The organism is Nocardia nepalensis (assembly GCF_048910785.1).
In the GTDB taxonomy this organism is placed as follows: domain Bacteria; phylum Actinomycetota; class Actinomycetes; order Mycobacteriales; family Mycobacteriaceae; genus Nocardia; species Nocardia nepalensis.
On record NZ_JBKBET010000003.1, the window covers coordinates 220565 to 242425 of the forward strand.

General features: G+C 66.5%; 12 protein-coding genes. 4 read left to right on the forward strand and 8 right to left on the reverse strand.

The window, feature by feature from the left end; translation table 11 throughout:
- Window positions 1-38 precede the first annotated feature (38 nt).
- Complete coding sequence (locus ACHQ4I_RS01550) at window positions 39-3335, forward strand: arabinosyltransferase domain-containing protein (RefSeq protein WP_420769821.1); 3297 nt, start codon at window positions 39-41, stop codon at window positions 3333-3335.
- Between the two features lie 103 nt (window positions 3336-3438).
- On the opposite strand, the gene ACHQ4I_RS01555 is transcribed toward ACHQ4I_RS01550, so the two are convergent.
- Window positions 3439-4371 carry an NADP-dependent oxidoreductase gene (locus ACHQ4I_RS01555; RefSeq protein WP_420769822.1) on the reverse strand — a complete coding sequence of 311 codons (933 nt, stop codon included), beginning with the start codon at window positions 4369-4371 and terminating at the stop codon, window positions 3439-3441.
- 112 nt (window positions 4372-4483) lie between these two features.
- Here ACHQ4I_RS01555 and ACHQ4I_RS01560 point away from each other — a divergent pair, with 112 nt between their 5' ends.
- Together ACHQ4I_RS01560 and ACHQ4I_RS01565 are read left to right on the forward strand one after the other, a co-directional pair.
- Window positions 4484-4885, forward strand: coding sequence for a winged helix-turn-helix transcriptional regulator (locus ACHQ4I_RS01560; protein WP_420769823.1), 402 nt, complete (start codon window positions 4484-4486; stop codon window positions 4883-4885).
- 64 nt (window positions 4886-4949) lie between these two features.
- Complete coding sequence (locus tag ACHQ4I_RS01565) at window positions 4950-5111, forward strand: hypothetical protein (RefSeq protein WP_420769824.1); 162 nt, start codon at window positions 4950-4952, stop codon at window positions 5109-5111.
- A gap of 278 nt (window positions 5112-5389) precedes the next feature.
- Here ACHQ4I_RS01565 and ACHQ4I_RS01570 read toward each other — a convergent pair whose 3' ends face one another.
- The gene (locus ACHQ4I_RS01570; RefSeq protein ID WP_420769825.1) at window positions 5390-8758 is read right to left on the reverse strand and encodes an arabinosyltransferase domain-containing protein; all 3369 of its coding nucleotides are present in this window, start codon (window positions 8756-8758) and stop codon (window positions 5390-5392) included.
- 326 nt (window positions 8759-9084) lie between these two features.
- Here ACHQ4I_RS01570 and ACHQ4I_RS01575 point away from each other — a divergent pair, with 326 nt between their 5' ends.
- Entirely contained in the window at window positions 9085-9582 is a 498-nt protein-coding gene (locus ACHQ4I_RS01575) for a peptidylprolyl isomerase (RefSeq protein WP_420769826.1), read from the forward strand.
- Between the two features lie 59 nt (window positions 9583-9641).
- Here ACHQ4I_RS01575 and ACHQ4I_RS01580 read toward each other — a convergent pair whose 3' ends face one another.
- The 6 genes from ACHQ4I_RS01580 to ACHQ4I_RS01605 all read right to left on the reverse strand — a co-directional run bounded on the left by ACHQ4I_RS01580 (window position 9642) and on the right by ACHQ4I_RS01605 (window position 21727).
- The gene (locus ACHQ4I_RS01580) at window positions 9642-11186 is read right to left on the reverse strand and encodes an acyl-CoA carboxylase subunit beta (RefSeq protein ID WP_420769827.1); all 1545 of its coding nucleotides are present in this window, start codon (window positions 11184-11186) and stop codon (window positions 9642-9644) included.
- Window positions 11187-11211: 25 nt separating this feature from the next.
- A complete protein-coding gene (gene pks13, locus ACHQ4I_RS01585) occupies window positions 11212-16566 on the reverse strand; it encodes a polyketide synthase Pks13 (RefSeq protein ID WP_420769828.1) in 5355 nt (1784 codons plus the stop codon).
- A gap of 175 nt (window positions 16567-16741) precedes the next feature.
- The gene (gene fadD32 / locus ACHQ4I_RS01590) at window positions 16742-18658 is read right to left on the reverse strand and encodes a long-chain-fatty-acid--AMP ligase FadD32 (RefSeq protein WP_420769829.1); all 1917 of its coding nucleotides are present in this window, start codon (window positions 18656-18658) and stop codon (window positions 16742-16744) included.
- Between the two features lie 192 nt (window positions 18659-18850).
- Window positions 18851-19891, reverse strand: coding sequence for an LLM class F420-dependent oxidoreductase (locus ACHQ4I_RS01595; protein ID WP_420769830.1), 1041 nt, complete (start codon window positions 19889-19891; stop codon window positions 18851-18853).
- Window positions 19892-20207: 316 nt separating this feature from the next.
- Window positions 20208-21200: a cutinase family protein gene (locus ACHQ4I_RS01600; RefSeq protein WP_420769831.1), complete on the reverse strand. Its 993-nt coding sequence runs from the start codon at window positions 21198-21200 to the stop codon at window positions 20208-20210.
- A complete protein-coding gene (locus tag ACHQ4I_RS01605; protein ID WP_420769832.1) occupies window positions 21197-21727 on the reverse strand; it encodes a DUF732 domain-containing protein in 531 nt (176 codons plus the stop codon). The genes ACHQ4I_RS01600 and ACHQ4I_RS01605 overlap by 4 nt, the downstream gene beginning before the upstream one ends.
- Window positions 21728-21861: the final 134 nt, after the last annotated feature.

Consider the following 21861-nt stretch of genomic DNA (forward strand, 5'->3'; position numbering starts at 1 on the left):
GCAGGGGTCACCGGCGCGGGTGGTTAGCATGGTCCCTCGTGCGACCGGACCGAACTTCTGCGGCGTTCACCCGCAACCGCCTTATCGCCCTCGTCTCCGGGCTCCTCGGATTCGTGCTTGCGCTGCTGACGCCGTTGCTGCCGGTGAAACAGGACCAGGCCGCGCTCGATTGGCCGCAGGCGGGCAGCACCAGCGTCGAGGCGCCGCTGGTGTCGTATGTGCCGCTGCGGCTGAATGCGACGCTGCCGTGCTCGGTGGTCACCGCCGCCGGGCCGGGCACGGTGCTGTCGACCATTCCGGTCGCCTCGGGCAAGGCCAGCGCGAAGGGGCTGATCGTCTCGGTCGCCGATGGCACGCTCTCGGTGCTGCAGCGCGATATTCCGCTGCTGTCCGCGCCGGTCGCGGAGATCGCCGGATGCGAGGCCGTCACCATCGACTCGACCGTGGCCGCGACCACAGTCGAATTCGCCGGTGCGAAACGCCAGGACGGTACGCCGTTCCGCAACACCATCACCCGTGATATCCGTCCGCAGGTGGTCGGCGTCTTCACCGACCTGGACGCCGGGAAACTCGACGGCGCGAAACTGCACGCCGATATCGACTCGCGCTTCTCCTCGACGCCGTCCGCACTGAAGCTCGCGGCAATGGTCGCCGCCGCGGTCTGCACGGTCATCGCACTGATCGCACTGCATCTGCTCGACAATGCCGACGGCCGACGGGCCCGTCGCTTCCTGCCCGCGCACTGGTGGCGGTTCACCCTGGCCGATGCCGCGGTGCTCGGCATCCTGGTGCTGTGGCACATCATCGGCGCCAACACCTCCGATGACGGCTACATCCTGAATATGGCCCGCGCCTCCGAGCATTCCGGGTACATGGCCAACTACTACCGCTGGTTCGCGGTGCCCGAGGCGCCGTTCGGCTGGTCCTACGAGGTGCTGGCCTGGATGACCAAGGTCTCCGACGCCAGCCCGTGGATGCGGCTGCCCACGCTGGCCGCCGGGATCGTGTGCTGGATGGTGATCAGCCGAGAGGTGCTGCCGCGCTTGGGCGCTCGGGTACGCAGGCACAAGGTGGCGCTGTGGACGGCCGGTCTGGTCTTCCTCGCCTTCTGGCTGCCCTATGACAACGGGTTGCGGCCCGAACCGCTGATCGCCGCGGGCGCGCTGCTGACCTGGTGCTCGATCGAGCGGGCGATTGCGACCGGGCGGCTGCTGCCCGCCGCGGTCGGTGTGCTGATCGCCGGATTCTCGTTGGCGGCCGGGCCGACCGGACTCATCTGTGTCGCGGCGCTGATCGCGGGGTCGCGGCCGGTGCTGCAGATCATCATTCGGCGGGCGCGCGATGCCGCGGGCACGTTGGCGGCGGATGAATCGGCCGCGGTGACCGACCGCAGCACCTCACGTCTGGCCACGCTCTTCCGCCATTCCGCACTGCTGGCACCCGGTCTCGCCGCCGGAACTCTCGTGCTGGTGGTCGTCTTCGCCGATCAGACGCTGGCGACGGTCATGGAAGCGACCCGGGTGCGCACACTCGTCGGGCCGAATGTGGCCTGGTTCGACGAGCGGACGCGGTGGGATTCGCTGTTGATGCTCTCGCCGGACGGATCGCTGGCGCGGCGCTTCGGTGTGCTGGTCATGCTGCTGTGCCTGCTGGTCTGTGTGCTGCAGGTGCTGCGGAAGGGGCGGATTCCGGGCACGTCGCGTGGGCCGTCGGTGCGGATTCTCGGGATCGTATTCGCCTCGCTGCTGCTGATGATGTTCACGCCGACCAAATGGACCCACCACTTCGGCGTATACGCCGGGCTGGCCGGGTCGCTGGCCGCGCTGGCGGCGGTCGCGGTGGGCACCAATGGGATTCGCTCGCCGCGCAACCGGGCGCTGTTCGCGGCGGCGGTGCTGTTCCTGTTGGCGATCACCTTCACCGGGTCCAATGGCTGGTGGTACGTGTCCAGTTACGGTGTGCCGTGGTGGGATAAGGCGCCGTTGATCGCGGGTAAGGGCCTGTCCACGCTGTTCCTCGGACTCAGTGGGGTGTCGCTGCTGGCCGCGGTGTGGTTGCACTATCGCGAGCCGTACCGCGAGAAGACCGACGCACCAGGCCGTTTCGAGCGTTATGCCTCGGCGCCGTTGACGATCGCGGCCGCGCTGCTCGTACTGTTCGAGGTCGCCTCGCTGGCCAAGGCGGCGGTCACCCAGTACCCGGCGTATTCGATCGCGAAGTCGAATCTCCAATCGCTGAGCGGTAATACGTGCGCGCTCGCCAACGAGGTGCTGGTGGAAACCGACACCGCGGACTCGATGCTGCTCCCCTACACCGGCTCCCCCGCCGATGGATTGTCCGCGGAATCGAAGGGATTCACCCCGAACGGGGTGGCCGCCGACCTCACCGCCGATGCCGAGGAAACGGTCACCGGTGGTGCGAATTCGGTGAACAAGGATTCGAAGAACAAGACCACCAACACCACCGGTGCCGGCACCGGCGGCGGTACCAGCCTGCAGGCCGGAATCAACAGCAGCACAGTGGCATTGCCATTCGGACTGGATCCGGCGCGGACCCCGATCATGGGCAGCTATCAGGAGAGCGAGCAGCAGCAGGCCAAGCTCACCTCGCAGTGGTACCGGCTGGACCTGACCGACAGCATGCGCAATGATCCCGCCTACCAGGTGCTCGCCATTACCGCGGCGGGCCGGATCCGCTCGGTCGACGCCGACGGCGTGGTCACCTACGGCCAGGAACTGCACCTGGAATACGGCGTCCGCGGACCGGACGGCGAGGTGCAGACGCTCGGTTCGGTCGATCCGCTCGATATCGGGCCCGCCCCGTCCTGGCGCAATCTGCGTGTGCCGCTGGACAAGTTGCCCGCCGGGGTGAACGCGGTCCGGTTGGTCGCGGTCGATAACGACATCACCCAGAAGCAGTGGCTGGCCGTCACCCCGCCCCGGCTGCCGAAGCTGGCCACCCTGAATTCCGTTGTCGGCCAGACCGCTCCGGTCCTGCTCGACTGGCACGTCGGCCTCGCCTTCCCGTGCCAGCGCCCATTCGACCACCACGACGGCGTCGCCGAGGCCCCCAACTGGCGCATCCTGCCCGACCGCGTCGGCTCTGACGCCTCCAATGCCTGGCAGGACGATATCGGCGGCGGCCCCCTCGGCTGGACCGGTCTACTCCTGAAATCCCAAACCATCCCCACCTATCTCGACCACAACTGGACCCGAGACTGGGGCTCCCTCGAAAGGTTCACCCCCTACGCCCCCACCGCCACTCCCGCGACGATCGCCACCACCGTGCAATCGGTCAACGGCTGGAAGAAGTCTGACCCAATCCGCGCCCGATAGCCCGTTTCAGCGCGGGCGCCAACGTGCCGGTCATGCTGCGCTCGGACTTCGGCGCGTCGAGCTTGCCGCGGCCGTTGTCGTACTTCCAGGCCGTTTCAGGGAGTCAGGGGATGAGGACGAGGCGGCCGCGGAGACCACCTGCTGCGAGGCGCTGGTGGGCGGCGGCTACCGCGTCCAAGGGGTAGGTTTCGGCTACGCGGAGGGTGAGTCGGCCCTTGTCGACCAAAGCGACGAGTTCGTCGAGTTGGGGGCGGTCGGCGTGGACCAGGACGGTGGTTACCTTGGTGCCGCGCAAGGGGATCGGGGTGGCGGGGACGCTGATGGAGACGAAGCGGCCGGTCGCTCGGACCGCGGCGAGGGTTTGCGGGCCGAGAGCGGCGGCATCGAGGGCCGCGGCTACGCCGCCGGGGACGAGGGCTCGCACGGCGTCGGGGAGGTCCGCCTCGCGGGGGATGAAATCGGAAGCCCCGAGGGCGCGCACGCCGGGTTCGTCGGCAGCCGAGGCGGCGGCGATCACTCGAATACCCTGCGCAGCTGCCAGTTCGACGGCGAATCCGCCGACCGCGCCCGCCGCGCCGGTGATGAGCAGCGAGTCGGCGGGGGTCAGGTCGAGGGCGGCGAGGGCTTGGACTGCGGTCAGTCCGTTGAGCGGGATGGTGGCGGCGGCCGTCAGCGGGACGGAAGTCGGTGCGGGAGCGATGTTCTGGGCTGCCAAGATGACGTAATCGGCCTGGGCGGCGAGGGAAACATCCAGTCGGTCGCTGATACCGATCACAGGCTGGCCCAGGGTGAATTCCTCGACGCCGGAACCAATGGCGTCGATAACTCCGGCGACATCCCAACCGATACCCCATTGGTCGCGCGGGGCGGCGAAGGGCGTGCCGCCGACACCGTTGCGAACCATGAGATCCACCGGATTGACCGTTGCCGCAGCGACTTTCACCCGGACCGTGCCGGGTCCCGGCTCGGGCGTCGGCACCTCGATGACCTCCGCGACAGCCTCGGGGCCGGTCCGGCGAACTACTACTGCGCGCATGGCATTCCTCATCGCTTGTCGGGATACACGTTTCGTCGACAAACGTAGGACGCACTACTATCCATTGGATAGTAGTTACCCCAAGGTGCGTAACGTGTAACGAGGGAAGTCGATGGCGACAACAACGGCAGCGCAACGCCGTAACCAGGCAAAACAGCAATACGACGCCTACGTGGCGGAATGCCCCACGCGCCAGCTACTGGATCGGATCAGCGACAAATGGGTGAGCCTGGTGCTCAATGCGCTCGCGAACGGACCGCTGCGGTATGCGGAGATCAACCGGATCATCTCGGGCGTAAGCCCCAAAATGCTCACCCGAACCCTGCGCACCCTGGAGCGCGACGGCCTGCTGGAACGCCGGATCACCGCCGAGGTCCCCGTCCGCGTCGACTACGAACTCACCGCGCTCGGCCACAGCCTGCTACCTGTGATGTGCGCCATAAAAACGTGGGCCGAAGAGCGTATGGACGAAGTGCTCACGGCCCGCACACGTTACGACCGTGAACCAGCGTGACCATGTCGTAAATGTTGACCACGAAATCCTTCCCAGCGGCGGAGTTGACCGTAATCTTTAAATCATGACCGCGGCCTTCGATGATATGGATCTGCGCGACCTCGTCGGATTGCTCACCGAGGATGAACAACGGGAGCTCCGACCGGCAGTGCTGCGCGTGTTATCCCGCCAACCCTCCCAAGAAATCCTCCGTCGTGAGCTCGGCTTGCGTATGACAAAGGTCTGAGCCCCGCCGACAACCAACCCAACCGACCACCCGGCCGTCGCAATGGCGCGAATCGCCGTTGCGGCGGCCTTTTGCCGTCAAGAACACGTAAATGCAGGCCACACGCGTTTCGGGGCACATCCGCGCTATCGAGTGGGCACGCTCACAAATAGACAATGAGTTCGCGCATGCCGAACAGCGCCGCACTAAGACAAACATTCCGTGCGGTCGCATTTAGATATAGAACAGGCCCGCCGAATCGATGGAGTTCCGATTCGACGGGCCCGTGTCGGTAGGAGTTAGAACACCCGCAGCTGTCCCGGCGACCAGAATCCCCAACGGTCGGCCTTACCGGTATCCAGCTTCGCCGGAACCGCGTTCGGGTAGTACTGGTCGTAGCGCTCCAGCGAACCCCAGTCCCGCGCCCAGTCGTTCTTCATATACGTCGGAATGGTGCTCGACTTCGCCAGCATCTGGGAGAAGCCGAGGAGCCCACCGAATTCCTCGGCCTGCCAGGTGTTGGTCGAGCTGATGGCCAGCGGCCGGTCCGGCAGGATCCGGTAACCGGGCACCTCGGCCACGCCGTTCTTGTGGTCCAGCGGCCGCTGGCACGGGAACTGCAGTCCGACCGCCCAGTCCAGCAGCACCGGCTGCTCGGAGCCGATAAAACTGTTGAGCGAGGCCAACTTCGGCATCCGCGGCGGGGTGAACGCCAGCCACTGATCGCCGATCAGAATCGGGTCATTGGCGACGATGCGCACCGCGTCGGCATCGGGCGCGATCTCGTCGAGCGGGACGCGCAGATTGCGCCACGACGGGAACGGGCCGATATCGCGCGGCAGGTAGGTGCCGAGCATCTGCACGCTGCCGTCGGGCAGGTGCTTGCCGTAGTCGACGGTAAGCGACTGGCCGTACTTGGTATCGCCGGTGTCGTCGACGGACAGGATGCGGCCCGCGGCCGAAATGACCACCAGCGGATGGTCATCCGAGCGCGGCGCCAGCTGGTACCAGCTGGACACCAAATGCGCGGGCTGCTGCACGCCCTGCTGGTAGCTGCCCATCACCGGCGTGCTGGCCGGATCGAGGCCGAAGGGCAGGGTGGCCCGGCTGCCGTTGACACCGGTCGCGCCGTAGCCGCCGTCGGTGCCCGCGTTCTGTCCGTCCGCACCCACCGGACCGACCGACTGGGTGGAGGTGTTGCCGGTACCCGGTTTCACCTCGATGGTGTCGGCACTGAGCTTTTCGGGCACACCGTTCGGGTCGAAGCCGACCGGATCGGCCCCGGCCAGCGGATCACCGTTCTTCGGCGGGTTCTCCGGATCGATGATCGGGGTCAGCATGCCATTGCCCTTGTTCACATCCGGTTCCACCAGGATGTCATTGGCCAGACCGCACGAATTCCCGCCGACCGCATCGAAATTCGAGCGGGCCAGCGAGTACGCCGGATACTGCGACACGGCTCCCTTCACCAGCGAGGACACCTCGAGCAGCACCATCAGCGCGGCGACCACGGTCAGCGGGATGGCGGCGAATCTGCGAATCCGCTTGCCGCGCACCGACTTCGCCGAGGGCTGTGGCCGGGTGTAGTCCTCACGCAGCGCGGCCCAGGCAACCAGCGCCAGCGCCAGACCGAACAGCACCAGCATCAGCGTGTTCGACTGGTAGCCGTGCAGCGATATCCGCTTGTCGAACCACGGCACGCCGAAGCTGGACACATACCAGTATCCGTTGATGCCGGAGAACGCGATCGCCAGCACGAAGAGCAATCCGGCGAGGAAGATCGCCCGATTCTTCCTGGCCCGCAACGCACTTGCCGAGACCGCCACCGCGGTGACCGCGGCCAGTGACCCGGCGATGCCCGCGTACGCGCCGAAGTGGTGGGTCCACTTCGTCGGGTTGAACATCATGAAGAAGATGGTCCCGAAGACCACGCCCATCAGCCGCCAGGTCGGACCGCTGGCGATACCGGGAACCTGCCTGCGCCGCAACAACACCAGCATGGTGGTGAACAGGCACAGCAGCATGATCAGGAAGGCGAACCGGCGCGACAGCGAACCGTCGACGGTCTCCACGAACAGGTAGTAGTAGCGCAGGTAATCCTCGTACCAGGCCAGGTTCGGCCCGGTCACCTGGCGCACCCGGTTGGCCTCCTGGATACCGGCGAAGGTCTGGTCGGTGTAGACCACGATCAGCACCAGCAGCCCCGCCGCCGCGATGGGTGCGAGCAACGGCAGCGTCGAACCCCACTTGCCGACACCTTGCGCGGCGAACTGCCGATGCCGCCGCACCACGATCCGCACCAGCGGGCGAATACCGGCGAGCAGCGCCGCCACACACATCAGACCGGTCGGCGCCGCCGCCAGTGTGAACGCGGCCACCAGAATCGCCACCGCCGCGGGCAACAACCGACCCGTCGCAATGGCCCGCTCGATCGACACCCAGGTCAGCAGCGCGCCGAGCGCCACGATCGGCTCGGACCGCAGGCCGTTGTCGAACGGCAGCCAGAACGCCAGGAAGACCAGTCCACCGGTCCACAGCGCCACCTTGCTATTGCGCACGCCGCGCCCGAGCCGGGGCACCACCTCGCGGCTGATCACCATCCAGCACAGGATTGCGCAGAACAGCGCGGGCAGCCGGACCCACGGGCTCGCGGTGGAGATCTCCGAGAAGGCCTGGATGACGTAGTAGTACCAGCCGAACGGCGCCTCGGGGACGCCGTACCAGCGGAAGTAGTTGGCCATATAGCCCGCGTGCGGCGCCACCCGGACCATGCTCAGGATGTAGCCGTCATCGGAGGTATTGGCGCCGACGAAATGCCACAGCAGCAGCGTGCCGACGACCGCGCCGTCCGCCCAGGTCGGCTTCAGCCAGTTGGCGGGCAGGAACCGGCGGTGCCCGCGCCCGTCACTGCCGTCCAGCCTGGCCAGCGCGCCGAGCGCGATCAGCGTGCACAGCACCGCCGCGATCATCGCGACCAACTTGACCAGGGTCGGGCTGGAGGAGAACCGCGTATCCACGGTCATGTGCAAAGACAGCCCGCTGGGCGCCGCGCCCTTCAGATCGGTGAAGACGCCGACCACCTGCGGCCGCAGATCACCGTTGAGCTGCCCCTCGACCGGCACCGAGACCTTCTGCGTGGCCCCGGGCGCCCCACCCTCGACCGGTCGCTCGATCAGCGTGGTCAGGCCGTCGAACGACGCCCTGGTCCGATTGATATCGGAATTGATGCTGATCGACCTACAGCCGCCCATTTGCGCGCGCTCGGCGGAGGCGACCACGGCATTGCGGTCGACCACGTCCACCGAGGTGTCCGAGACCCGCACGAACATCGCCTCGAGCGATGCCCGGTCGCCCTGCGGCGGCGCGGTGGCCAGCAGCATTCCGCCGTAGCTCGGCAGCTGATCGATCGCCGAACACGGGATGGTGGCATCGAGGTCGATCGGCGCCTGCGACATCAGCGGGGCCTGCACACTGTTGAGTGCGCCACCCTGCGGCCAGTTCAGCGCCGCCGTGGTCTGGCTCACCGGTAAGAACGGAGCTGCCAGCGCGAACAGCGCGCCGAGCACACCGGTGATCAGCGCGACGATGCGCGCGGTTCGGAAGTCACTCGCTGCGACTTCCGGCGCGGCGGGCGGTTTTGTCAAGACAGCGGTAGCGACGTCGGGCACGGTTGGCAATGGTATCCGCACGTGTGTCGCGACGGGCGCTGGCTGCGCACAAGTTGCGTGGCGTTCCCAGCAACCTCTGAGACGACTCCCAGCGGGGATCACCAAAACCCCTGGAAATGCCACGAAATCCCACGCTATCGGCATTCGTCGCCCGGAAACCGGGCAACTGATTTCGCATGCGCATGGGTAACTCGTCGGGTACCGCCAACCCGGATTTACACCTGAACCGGCGGCTCGCGACGCTAGGCTATCGGGCACCCACAACCGGCAAAATAGTCGGGGAGTCGGGGGAGCCCGGTAACCGACGCAATGGAAAGGTATGGGGTATGACAAAGGTGAATCTCGCAACCAACTACGGACCGATCGTGCTGGAGCTCGACGAGGCGAAGGCACCTGGCACCGTCGCGAACTTCGTGAGTTACGTGAACGCGGGCCATTACAACGGCACCATCTTCCACCGCGTCATCCCCGGCTTCATGATCCAGGGCGGTGGCTTCACCCCCGAAATGCAGCAGAAGGGCACCCAGGCCCCGATTCAGAACGAGGCCAATAACGGCCTGAAGAACAACCGGCTCACCGTCGCGATGGCGCGCACCAACGATCCGCACTCGGCCACCGCGCAGTTCTTCGTCAATGTCAACGACAACGACTTCCTGAACCACTCCGCGCCCACCCCGCAGGGCTGGGGCTACACGGTCTTCGGCAAGGTTGTCGAGGGCAGCGAGGTGGTGGACAAGATCGCCGCGGTTCCCACCGGCTCGTCGGGTATGCACCAGGATGTGCCGCTCGACCCCGTCGTCATCGAGTCGGCGTCCATCGCCTGACCCGCACTGCCACGGAACAGAATCGGGCCGCTTCCCATTGGGTTGCGGCCCGATTCCGGTCAGAGTGGGAGCAGGTGGTGTTTACGGGGGCTACGGGCGAGTTTCTTGTCCCGCAACAGGTGTAGGGCGCGGCGGAGTTCGAGGCGAGTGGTCGACGGTTCGATAACGGCGTCGATATAGCCGCGCTCGGCGGCGACCCATGGGGTTGCCATGGTCGCGTTGTAGAAGTCGATCATTTGCTGGCGCACCGCGGCGCGCTGGTCCTCGGGGGCCGCCTCGATCTGCTTGCGCCCGATCAGACTGACCGCGCTCTCCGCGCCCATGACCGCGATCCGCGCGGTCGGCCAGGCCAGATTCACGTCCGCACCAAGCTGTTTAGATCCCATCACCGCGTAGCCGCCGCCATAGGACTTGCGGATCACCACGGTCACCTTGGGCACGGTGGCTTCCACATAGGAGAACAGGAAGCGGCCGCCGCGCTTGATCACGCCGATCTTCTCCTGCTCCACACCGGGGAGGAATCCCGGTGTGTCCACGACGAATACGAGCGGAATCTCGAATGCGTCGCACATCCGCACGAAGTGCGCGGCCTTATCCGAGGCCCTGGCATCGAGCGCACCGGCGTACACCATCGGCTGATTCGCGACGACACCGACGCTGCGCCCATCCACCCGCGCGAATCCGGTGATGACATTGCGCCCGGCCGAGGCGCCGACCTCGTGGAAATCACCGTCGTCGAATATGCGCAGCAGGATCTCGTTCATGTCGTACCCGGCGTTATCGGAGTCCGGCACAATCGAATTCAGTTCCAGATCCGATTCGGTGATCTCCGGCTCGAGACCGGGATTCACAACCGGCGGCCGTTCCTGACAGCTCGTCGGCAAGAAGCTCAGATAGTTGCGCACCCATTCGAATGCGGTCTTCTCATCCTTAGCGACGTGGTGGATGTTGCCGTACTGCGCTTGGCTGTGTGCGCCACCGAGTTCCTCGAGGCTGACATCCTCACCGGTGACCTCGCGAATCACATTGGGGCCGGTGACGAACATGTAGGCCTCTTCGGTGGCCACCACCACGTCGGTATTGATCGGGGCGTACACCGCGCCGCCAGCACACTTGCCGAGAATCATCGAAATCTGCGGCACCATGCCGGAGAGCGGCTCCGCGCGGGACCCCAGCTCGGCGTACCAGGCCAGCGAGGTCACGGCCTCCTGCACGCGCGCGCCACCAGAATCGTTGATGCCGACCACCGGGCAGCCGACTTTGGCCGCGTACTCCAGAATGCGAGCCACCTTGCGGCCGAACATCTCACCGACCGAACCGCCGTAGACAGTCTGATCGTGCGAGAACACCGCCACCGGCCTGCCCTCGACCATGCCGTGCCCGGTGACCACACCGTCGCCGTACAGCGCCGTTGGATCACCCGGCTTGCGCACCAGTGCACCGATTTCCACGAAGGTACCCGGATCGAGCAGCATATTGATCCGTTCGCGGGCGCTGGGAATTCCCTTCTTGGCCCGCTTCGCCACCCCCGCTTCACCCGCCGGTTCCTGCGCTAACTCCAGTTTCTTACGCAGGTCGGCGAGTTTCTCGGCCGTGGTGCTCACTTGGCCCCTCTCATCAGGTGCGCCCCTACGGGGCAATAACGGCAAGCTTCGCGGTGAGGTCGGCTCCGATCTTGCCGATCCGCGGCTCGTCGACGATCTGGAGATGGTCACCCGGGATATGAATAACCTCGAGGTTGGGAATGTATTCATCCCAACCACCATTCGGTCGACGATCCGCGTAGCGAGGCTCCAGCTCGATCATGCCGTCGTGGTAGCGATCCGCCAGGTACAGCACGACATCGCCCTCGTAGTGGCTCGGCGTGGTCTTGGCAAGGTGGCGTCCTTCGATCCACGAGGTGCGCTGGTGTTCGAGCACACCGCCCGGAATCTTGGTGCCGCTGATCTTGATCAGATCGCTGATCATCTTGAACTGTTCCTCATCCGAGGCCGCGGCCAGCGTCTCCAGCTGTTCGCGATCCAGTTCGCCTTCCACGCCGTAGGTCTTCTTCGCGAACACCTGGTAGCGCTCGATGCGACGCAACCGCTCCTCGGGGCTGTTGTCCTCGCCCTCGGTCGGGATGGCCAGGTCGATCAGGCCGACGATGCGCACATCGGCGCCCTCGGCCCGCAGCAACTGGGCGACCTGCAGCGCGAACACCGCGCCGAGCGACCAGCCGTACAGCACGTAGGGACCGTTGCCCTGGATCTTGCGGAGTTCGGGCAGGTACTGGCGCGCCCGCTCGACGATATCGCCCTCGACGCGCTCGAAACCGTACATCGGGGTGTCGGCCGGAAGCCGCTTCAGCAGCGGTTCGTAGACCAGCGTATTGCCGCCCGACGGGTGGAATACGAAGACCGGCACGGCATTCGAGCCATCCGGCCGCGCCCGCAGCGGACGCACGAATCCGTCCACATCGGCACCGCTGTCCTGCAGTTCACGCACGATATCGGCGAGTTGCTCGATGGTCTCGCAGTCGAGCACATCGTCGACGGTGACCTCTGCCTTGACCCGCTCGGTCAATCGGGTCGCCAGCTTCTCGGCGACCTCTTCTTCCAGGATCGGCAGGGTATTGAAGATGCCACCCGCCGACTTACCGGTGACGATCGCCCAGGTCGCGAAGGTCAACCGCTCGGCGGCATCGCGCGGCGGCACATCGTCCTCGTCGGCCGTGGACTGAGCACCGAAGATCGCGGCGGCATCGGCGGGAGCCGCGGCGACAACGGCCTCGGCCCTGCCCACCGCGGTGGTGTCCTCGGCATCCAGGGCGCGCTCGACCGCGGCTTCGTTCGCCTCGACCGCGGCGACCTGCTCCGGTGACGCCGGGGCCGGTGCGGCGGTGCCAGCGGCGGCGCCGGTGATACCCGCGGCGGTCTCGGCCTGCGCGACGATGGCCTCGGCCGAAGCCTCCACCGAGGTGTTCTCGGCGTCCAGCGAAACCCCTTCGGCGGCAGCGGCATTCGCCACCACGGCCGCCGGGTCCTGACCGGCCGCGACCGCAGCGCGCGCCGCGGCGATGAATCCGCCGTCGACCGCCATCTCCTCGCCGGCGGCCTGCTTATCGGCCATCGCCTGCACCTCGTCGCGGTGCTCGATGGCGTAGTGCAGCACCTTGCCGACCTCGTTCAGGTTGGCATCGCGCACGGCCTGGACCTGCAGCTGCGGAATATCGAATTCGTACTCGACCCGGTTCTTGATGCGCATGGCCATCAGCGAGTCGAGACCGAGCTCCATCAGCGGGATCTCCATCGGCAGATCCTCGACCGCATACCCCATCGATTCGGCGACGATCAGCGCCAGCCGCTCCTCCAGGGTCTGAGTGCCCTCGGGATCCCAACGCTCACCGAAGGTTTCGACGACCTCCAGATCGGCCTCGCCGGTGGTCGCGACCTCGCCAGTCGGAACGGTCTCGGCGACAACGGGTTCGGGCAGCGGCGCGCTCGACGTGACGACGGCCTCGAACAGCAACTGGAAGCTCGCACCCTCGCGGGCATGCACCTGCACCGACGCGCCACCGAGATGTGGCGTCAGCGTGGTGGTCAGCGTTCCGGTGGCCGGCAGCACCGCATGCGGGACCGAAGCGCCGAGCGCGACATCGCTGAGCACCTGTGCCGCAGCGGTTTGCACCAGCACCGCGAGATCGGTGACGGCCGAGGCCTGCACCTCCCACACGTGCCGACCGTCCGGCAGCGCGACGTGCGCACCCGGCACGCGGGCATTGCCGCTGCCGCTGGCCATCTTCGCCTTCGGCCAGTACTGCTTGCGCAGGAAGGCGGTACGCGGAATATCGGCGTACGCGCCGGCGGGCAGCAGCGATGACAGATCGACGCGATGTCCGTGCACGTAGAGCTGGGCCAGCGCGGCGATTACGCCCGCCGACTCGTCTTCCTTGCGCTTGAGCGTCGGGATGAGCTGCGCATCGTGCACACCGGCCGCGAACGTGGTGCCCAGAACCTGCATCAGCGCAACGGAATTCGGCGCCAGCTCCAGGAACGTGGTGTGGCCGGTATCCACCGCGAGCTTCACCGCATTGGTGAAGTACACCGCGTGGCGCATGTTCTTGACCCAGTAGTCCTCGTCGTGCACCGGATCGCTGCCGGGACGGTAGAACTGTTCCTTGTTGACGGTCGAGTACAGGCCCGTCCGCAGCTTGGTCGGCTCGATACCGGCCAACTCCGCCGCCAACTCACCCAGCAGCGGATCCATCTGCGAGGTGTGCCCGGCGCCGCGGGTCTGCAGCACGCGGGCGAACTTGCCCGCCTGCTCGACCTTCGCCACGATCGCCGCGACCTGGTCCTGCGGGCCGCCGATCACGGTATTGGTCGGCGCCGCGTACACCGCGCACTCCACGTCCGGATAGTCGACCAGCATCGCCTCGACATCGGCGGCGCTCAGCTCGACCAGCGCCATATTGCGCACGTCGTCATCGCTGATCATCGCCTCGCCCTCGCCCATAAGGCGCGAGCGGGCGCAGATCACGCGCACCGCGTCCTCGAGTACGAGGCCACCGGAAATATAGGCTCCGGCCACTTCACCCATCGAATGACCAACGACGGCATCGGGTTCCGCACCGTGCGCGCGCAGCAGTGCGGCCAGACCGATCTGAATGGTGAAGATGCCGACCTGCGAGGTGCCGACGCTGTAATCCTGGGCGTCGTCCAGGATCATCTCGCGCACCGAATACCCGGCCTCGTCCTGCACCAGCTCGTCGACCTCATCGACGGCCTTGCGGAAGATCGAATTCTCCAGGTAGAGCTGCTTACCCATCTTGCGGTGCTGTGCGCCGAATCCGGACAGCACCCAGATCGGGCCATTGGCGGCGGGGGCGTCCGCGGTGAATACACCGGGCCCGGGCTTGCCCGCCGCGATGGCGCGCAGACCGGCGACGGCCTCCTCATGCGTCTTGGCCAGCACCACACCGCGCGAACGCGCGTGACTGCGCTTGGCCGTCGACCGAGCCACATCCGCCAGCGGAACATCGCGACCCGCATCGGATTCCAGCCAGTCGGCCAGATCCGCGGCGGCACGCCGACGGCGCGAGGGCAGGTATGCCGATACCGCGATGATCACCGGCAGCGGCTCTGCCCGCTCGGTCGACCATTCGGGCTCGGCCGCGACGACTTCGGCGGCCTCGACGATCTCGGTGGCTTCCTCGATCACATCGGTCGACTCTTCGTCGACCTGCGCGGCCACCGGCTCGACGGCCACCGGCTCAGCGGCTACCAGCGCTGCGGCGGGCACATACTCCTGCAGCACGAGGTGCGCGTTGGCACCACCGAAACCGAAGCCGGAAACACCGACCGTCGCGGTGCCGCTGTAGCGGGGGAACTCCGTCGGCTCGGTTACGACCTTCAGATGCGCCTGGTCGAACGGGATGTACGCATTCGGACCGACGTAGTTGATGCTCGGCGGCAGCACATTGTGCTGGAACGCCATGATCACCTTGGCCAGGCTGGCCGCACCCGCGCCGGACTCCAAGTGACCGAAGTTGGACTTGGCCGAACCGAGCAGCGCGGGCTTATCGTCATCGCGACCCCGGCCGACCACCCGGCCGAGCGCATCGGCCTCGATCGGGTCGCCGATCGGGGTTCCGGTGCCGTGCGCCTCGATGTAGTCGACCGTCGACGGCGCGATACCCGCGTCCCGGTAGGCCCGACGCAGCACATCGGCCTGCGCGTCCGGGTTGGGCGCGAGCAGACCGTTGGATCGGCCGTCATTGTTGATCGCGGAACCCTTGATCACCGCGTAGATCTTGTCGCCGTCGCGCTCGGCGTCGGCGAGCCGCTTGAGCACGACCATGCCGCCACCCTCGGAGCGGACCATACCGTCGGCATCGGACGAGAACGCCTTGATCCGGCCGTTTTTGGCGACACCGCCATTGCGGTCGAAGCCGAGCGTCGCCATCGGCGAGAGCAGCATATTCACGCCGCCGGCCAGCGCCAGATTCGCATCGCCGTCGCGCAGCGAGCGCACCGCCTGGTGCACCGCGACCATCGTGGACGAGCAGGCGGTATCGATCGAGACCGAGGGGCCGCGGAAGTCGAAGAAGTAGGACACCCGGTTGGGGATGATGGCGGAAACGCTGCCCATGATGGCGTACGCCTCGGCCGAGGCGGGCACAGAAGGATCGGGCGTGCCCAGCCCGAGCGCGGCGATCAGCTGGAATTCATTGCTGGACGAACCGATGAACACACCGACCGGCTCACCCTTGAGCTCACTCGCCGGGATCCTGGCGTGCTCCAACGCTTCCCAGGTCAACTCCATCGCCAAGCGCTGCTGCGGATCGACCCGTTCGACCTCGATCGGCGACATCGCGAAGAACTCGGCGTCGAAGCCCTTGACGACCTCTTGGTCGAGGTAGCCACCCAGGGTATTGCCCTCGGCGACCGCCGCGGCGACCGCGGGCTCACTGGTGAACTCGTCCCACCGCCCCTCAGGCCGCTCCCGGATCGCGTCGCCGCGGTTGATCAGGAATTCCCAGGTCGACTCGGGGGTATCGCCCGCGCCGGGCAGCCGCGTGGACAGGCCGACGATCGCGATATCGTGCGCCTCGCCCGGCTGGTACCCGGCCGTGTAGAACGAGTCGTCACCCGACTCCTCCGGCAACTCCGGCTCACCATTGATGACGACCTCGGCCAGCGAAGCGATGGTCGGATGCTGGTAGACGATCGTCGCCGTCAGCACCACACCGGTCAGCTCTTCGATATCACCGCCGAGGGCGATGGCATCGCGCGAGGCCAGCCCGAACTCCTCCATCGGCCGGTCCACGGTGATCTGCTCGATCGGTTGACCGGTCGCGTCGGAGACCCAGCGCCGCAGCCACTCTCGCAGCTCCGCGACGGACATATCCGTCGTCGCGGCGGGTTTCGCGGTATCGATCGCGTCCGTCTCGGCGAGCACGATCTCGGTCGTCTGGTTGGGCGTGCCCTCGTTGTCAGCCATCAATTCCTCAAGCTACCTGTCTGCGTACCGGGCGCGCCGTGAATCGACGCCTGGTGTGGGAAGGGCCCGCCGCGCGTCGACGATCCGGCCGATTCTCGTGAATCGGCCGGCGAGCAGCCGCTGCTGATCGTTTCGAGCGACCTGCAAGCACCACTACGGCGCCACCCTCTGACAATTACTCTTCCGGTGCATCGGGGAAAGCCTGCTGGGTGTAACCGCCCCGCAGCGTGCCCTCCAGATAAGCAGTCTTGCAGGCGCGTCGAGCGATCTTGCCGCTGGAGGTCCGTGGAATCGACCCGGCGGGTACCAAGAGCACGTCGCGCACGGTCACACCGTGGCGCTGGGACACCGCGGCGCGCACCGCGTCGGCGATCGGCAGCGGATCGGCCTTACCGGCGCCCGGCCCGCGCTCACCCACGATGACGAGCTGTTCGGAGGCGTCGTCGGCGTCGAAGCTCAGGCCCGAATGGCTGCCCTGTTCGAATACCTCGGCGGGCAGCTGGTTGGCGGGCACCGAGAACGCGGCGACGAAGCCCGGCCGCAGCGCCTTCGAGGCCTCCTGCGCGGAGAACTCGAGGTCCTGGGGGTAGTGGTTGCGGCCGTCGACGATCACGAGGTCCTTCACCCGCCCCGTGATGTACAGCTCGCCTTCGAAGTAGACGCCGTAGTCGCCGGTGCGCATCCAGTTCGAATCGAGTGCGGTGCCCTCGGCGTGGCTGCCCTCGGCCAGGCGATGGGCGACCTTGTTGTGGAAGGTCGCGGCGGTCTCGTCCGGGCGACCCCAGTAGCCGATGCCCATATTGTTGCCGTGCAGCCAGATCTCGCCGACCTGGCCGTCGGCCAGTTCGTGCCCGCCGCCGTCGGAATCGACGGTCTCCGGGTCGACGATGGTCGCCCACTGCGACAGCGCCACATAACCGCAGGAGACCTGCGCGATGGCGTTCTCGGCGCCCCGGTCGACCTTGACCATGCGACCCGCGTTGAGCTCGTGGCGGTCGACATAGACGACCTTGGCCTCGTCCTCGGCCTTGGTCGCGGAGACGAACAGGGTCGCCTCGGCCATGCCGTAGCAGGGCTTGATCGCGGTCTTGGGCAGGCCGTACGGGGCGAACGCGTCGTTGAACTTCTTCATCGACGAGGTGGTCACCGGCTCGCTGCCGTTGATCAGACCGATGACATTCGACAGATCCAGCGATTCGCCGTTCTTCGGCAGACCACGCGCGGCGGCGTGCTCGAATGCGAAGTTCGGTGCGGCGGCGAAGGTTCCGGCGCCGTCGTTGTGGGCGGCCAGTTCCTTGATCCAGCGGTACGGACGGCGCACGAACGCGCTCGGCGACATGATGGTGATGTACTTGCCGCCGACGGCGGGCAGGATCACCGTGAGCAGGCCCATATCGTGGAACAGCGGCAGCCAGGTGACACCGCGCGAGTTCCAGTCCAGGTTGATCGCGTCGACCATCTGCAGCAGATTGGTGCCGACCGCCCGGTGGGTGATCTCGACACCGGCCGGGACGCGGGTGGAGCCCGAGGTGTACTGCAGGTAGGCGATGTCATCGATGGCGATATCGGGACGCACCCAGCCCTCGCCGACGCTGTCCGGGATCGCGTCCACCGCGATGATGCGCGGACGCTGGGCGGCGGGCAGCGAGCGGAAGAACTGGCGCACACCGGCCGCGGAGGAGCTCGCGGTCAGAATGGCCGAGGGTTCACAGTCGCCGAGCACCGCGTGCAGGCGGTCGGTGTGGCCCGGCTCGTCCGGGTCGAACAGCGGCACCGAGATGGCGCCCGCGTAGATCGCGGCGAAGAAGGAAATCACGTAATCCAGGCCCTGCGGGGCCAGGATCGCGACTCGGTCACCCGGGTTGGTCACCTGCTGCAGTCGAGCGGCCACCGCGCGCAGCCGAATACCGAACTCACGCCACGTCAGCTCCTGCGCCTCGCCATCACGCTCACGCGAGTAATCGATGTAGCGGTACGCGAGCGTATTCGCGTCGTTGCGGGTGTGCTTCTCGACGTGGTCTACCAGGGTGTGATCATCGGGAATACGGATGTTCCCGGTCTCATCCAGGTAATCGTCGAAAGTCTCTTCCATTCCTTCATCTCCTCCGAGGCACACGCAGCAAGACGGCGACAACGCCGCTGTTACCTGTGAGGCCCCGACTCGCTATCGCCCGCGGGTGCTCTACATGCAAGAGCCAGCCTGCAGATTTTATTGCGGTCTGCGCGGTAGACCGCTATCGGCTAGATGTTCTCAAACCAGAGTCATGTTACAGAGAAGACCGGGTCACTCTCCCCGCAGCAGCGGAATCACGGGCGCGAACGCGTCCATCTGGGTGGGGAAAACACCGACGTAGGACATCGATGTGAGTTGTCGCACCTGACGGATCTGTTCGGCGATCTCCTCGAATGTGCCGATCGCCACATATGGGGAGGCGAGGATGTCCTCGACCGACAGCTTGACGTCCACCTCGAGGTCCGGGTGCAGGCCGCGATCGATCGCCGATAGCGCCATCTCGGCGGTCTTCTCCCGATCGTCGGTAATGACGATCGCGGTGATGGCCCAGTTCAGCTCGATATCGGCGAAGCGATCACCGGCCGCTTCCTTGATCAGGTTCACCTTCTCGATGGTCTTCTCCAAGGTGATGCCGGAGAGCAGACCCTTGCCGTTCTTGGTGGTGACCGGAACGACCGAGATGATGTCGGCGTGCTTGGCGGCCAGGCGCAGCATCTTCGGTCCGCCGCCGCCGGTACAGATCGGCGGGCGCGGACCCTGGCGCGGCCGTGGCGTGCCCTTGACGCCGTGCACCTGGTAGTACTTGCCCTCGAAGGTGCACTCCTGACCACGCAGCAGCACATCGAGGATGCTCAGCGTCTCGTCCAACTTCGCGAGCCGCACGCCCGGCGACTCGTACGGCAGGCCGGCGGCGAGGAATTCGTCCTGCTTCCAGCCAGCGCCGATGCCCACCTCGAGGCGGCCCTTGGACAGCACATCGATGGTGGCGAGATCCTTGGCCAGCACGACCGGATGCCGGAAGCCGTTGGCCAGCACCGAGGTTCCCAGCCGGATCCGCTCGGTGGCCTGGGTCAGCGCGCCGAGCGCGGCGATCGGGCCGATCTGGTCACCCAGGTGATCCGGCACGACGAAGGTGTCGAAGCCGTACTCCTCGGCCTGCTGCGCCGTCTGGATGAACTTGCGGGCCCCGCCCTCTTGCTTATTTCCCTCGCCCGCCGCCGCGAAGCGGAACGATCGCAGCGGAGTACCCAGCGCGGTCAACTCAGCATCCGCTTCACGGCTCGCCGTTGTGGCCGGTGCGGCTTCTGTCATGAACTCATGCTCCTGGCTGTAAGGAAATGTGGGCGCGACGGCTGGCCACTGGTGCCCACGCTTCTGGGGGCACAAGTGGCCTGCGTCGCGATCATCAGGCGCACTTTACAGCGTTGTGGTGAGTGATTGCCGAGGCTTGCATGTCTGTCACCCCGATTGAACGGGTTTCATGTGACCGGTCACCAACAAAACCACTGATTTCGTGCGCACATGGGTAACTCGTCGGGTACGCCCAGCCGCCCCCTCGCACTCGACCGCCGGTCCGCGACGGCACTGTCGAGGCTCCCGGCGACCGGCAGAAGGCCCGGGGAGGCGGTCAAGTATGCGCCGGATGCGGCGCACCTTCGATCAACCCATTGGCCCAGTTCACCGTCCACTGCGTCGCGGTCGTGCCATCGCCGTCGACCACGTAGCCGTTGTACAGACTGTGCACCGGGTTGCCCACCGCGCGCACCAGGGTGAGCACGCTGCCCACGATGTTCAGGGGGCTCAACGCATCTCGCGGCGAATCGCAGATCATGTCGCCCGGCGCGCAGATGGTGTAGGTGCGGTCGGCGATCGAACCGAACCCACCCGCGCGCGCACCGGTCATCGTGATCCCCGGAACCTTCAGCCCGTTGAGCGCGACTTCCGCGCCGACACCCGCGGGCGCCGTGCCGATCTGGATGGCCTGGCCCGGTCCGTTGTCACCGGTGCGGCGGCCGTCGGCGATCAGCATCACGCCGAGCACCTTGTCCGCGGGCACCGGCCCCTTGCCCGCGCCGATCTGGCTGGCGATATCGCCCGCGATCACCGCGCCCTGGGAGAACCCGGCGAGCACATAGGTGGTCAGCGGACAGTCGTGATACCGGCTCGACATCATGTCGACCGCGCGCTGCCAGCCCTCGGAGCGGCTGTTGTTATAGGACTGCTGGCCGTCCGGCGGGAACGCGACCGGGTTGGAGAACTGTGCGACGTACGGAACGGTGTAGACATCCAGCCGCCCCTGCGGGAACTGCTGCGATACCGGCCCGGAAATGTTGAGCATCAGCGAGATCGGATTCGCCGTCGGATTGTGCGGATCGTCGTTGCTATTGGATTCCCAGGTCCCGGGCACCGAGATCATCTGCACATCGGGACACCACGCCGGTTGCGAGGTCGGCGGTGCCGGCGGCGGCTTCGGGCCGGGCTTGGGCGCGCGCAGTCGGCCGGCGAGCACGAACCACAGCACCACCGCGATGATGACGACGAGCACGACCAGCCCGATGAAGAGCAGACACCCCGCCGGTTTACCGGACCGGCGGGACGCCGAACCGCGACGCACACTCACTGGCAGTACGTCGCCTTAGCCGTATCGATGTAGATCCTTCCGGCCTTTTCCACCGGCATCTTCGCCGGATCGAAGGACGGGTCCGAACCGGCCATCGCCGAGACGAAGGTCATCAGATCCTGATCGGAGGCGTTCGCCGCGACGCCCTGGCAGACGTAGGCGCCGATGCTCAGCGCGATATCCGGCGACGAGGTGCTCACCCCGGCGGCCTTCAGCGCGTCCAGGAACTTCTTGTCCTTATCGCTGAGCTTGGAGGTGTCCTCGCTCGGGACGGCGTTGGTCGGCACGGGCTGCGGGCGCTCGGGCGTCGCCGTATCAGCGGGCGTCTGGGCGGGCTCGCTAGCCTGCGACGGCTGTCCGGTCGCCCCGGCGCCGGTCGAGGCGGTGGTCGGCGACGTTGCCGTCGTGGTGTGGGACAGCGTCGGCGTGTTCGACGCCGTCGAATCGTTATTGCCACAGGCAGCGAGCAAGCCGGTAGCGGCGATCCCCACGACTACGCCGATAACCTTTCCACGGGTCCGATGCATGAATTCGTGTCCTCGATCTGTTCGCTAAGGGGTCGGGTCGCCACCCAGGCTAGAGGAAAGCCACCACTAGCGACTGCTCGCAGGTCATTCACAAGGGTCGGCGGCTGCGGTTTTGTCAGAAAACAGACCGTTTG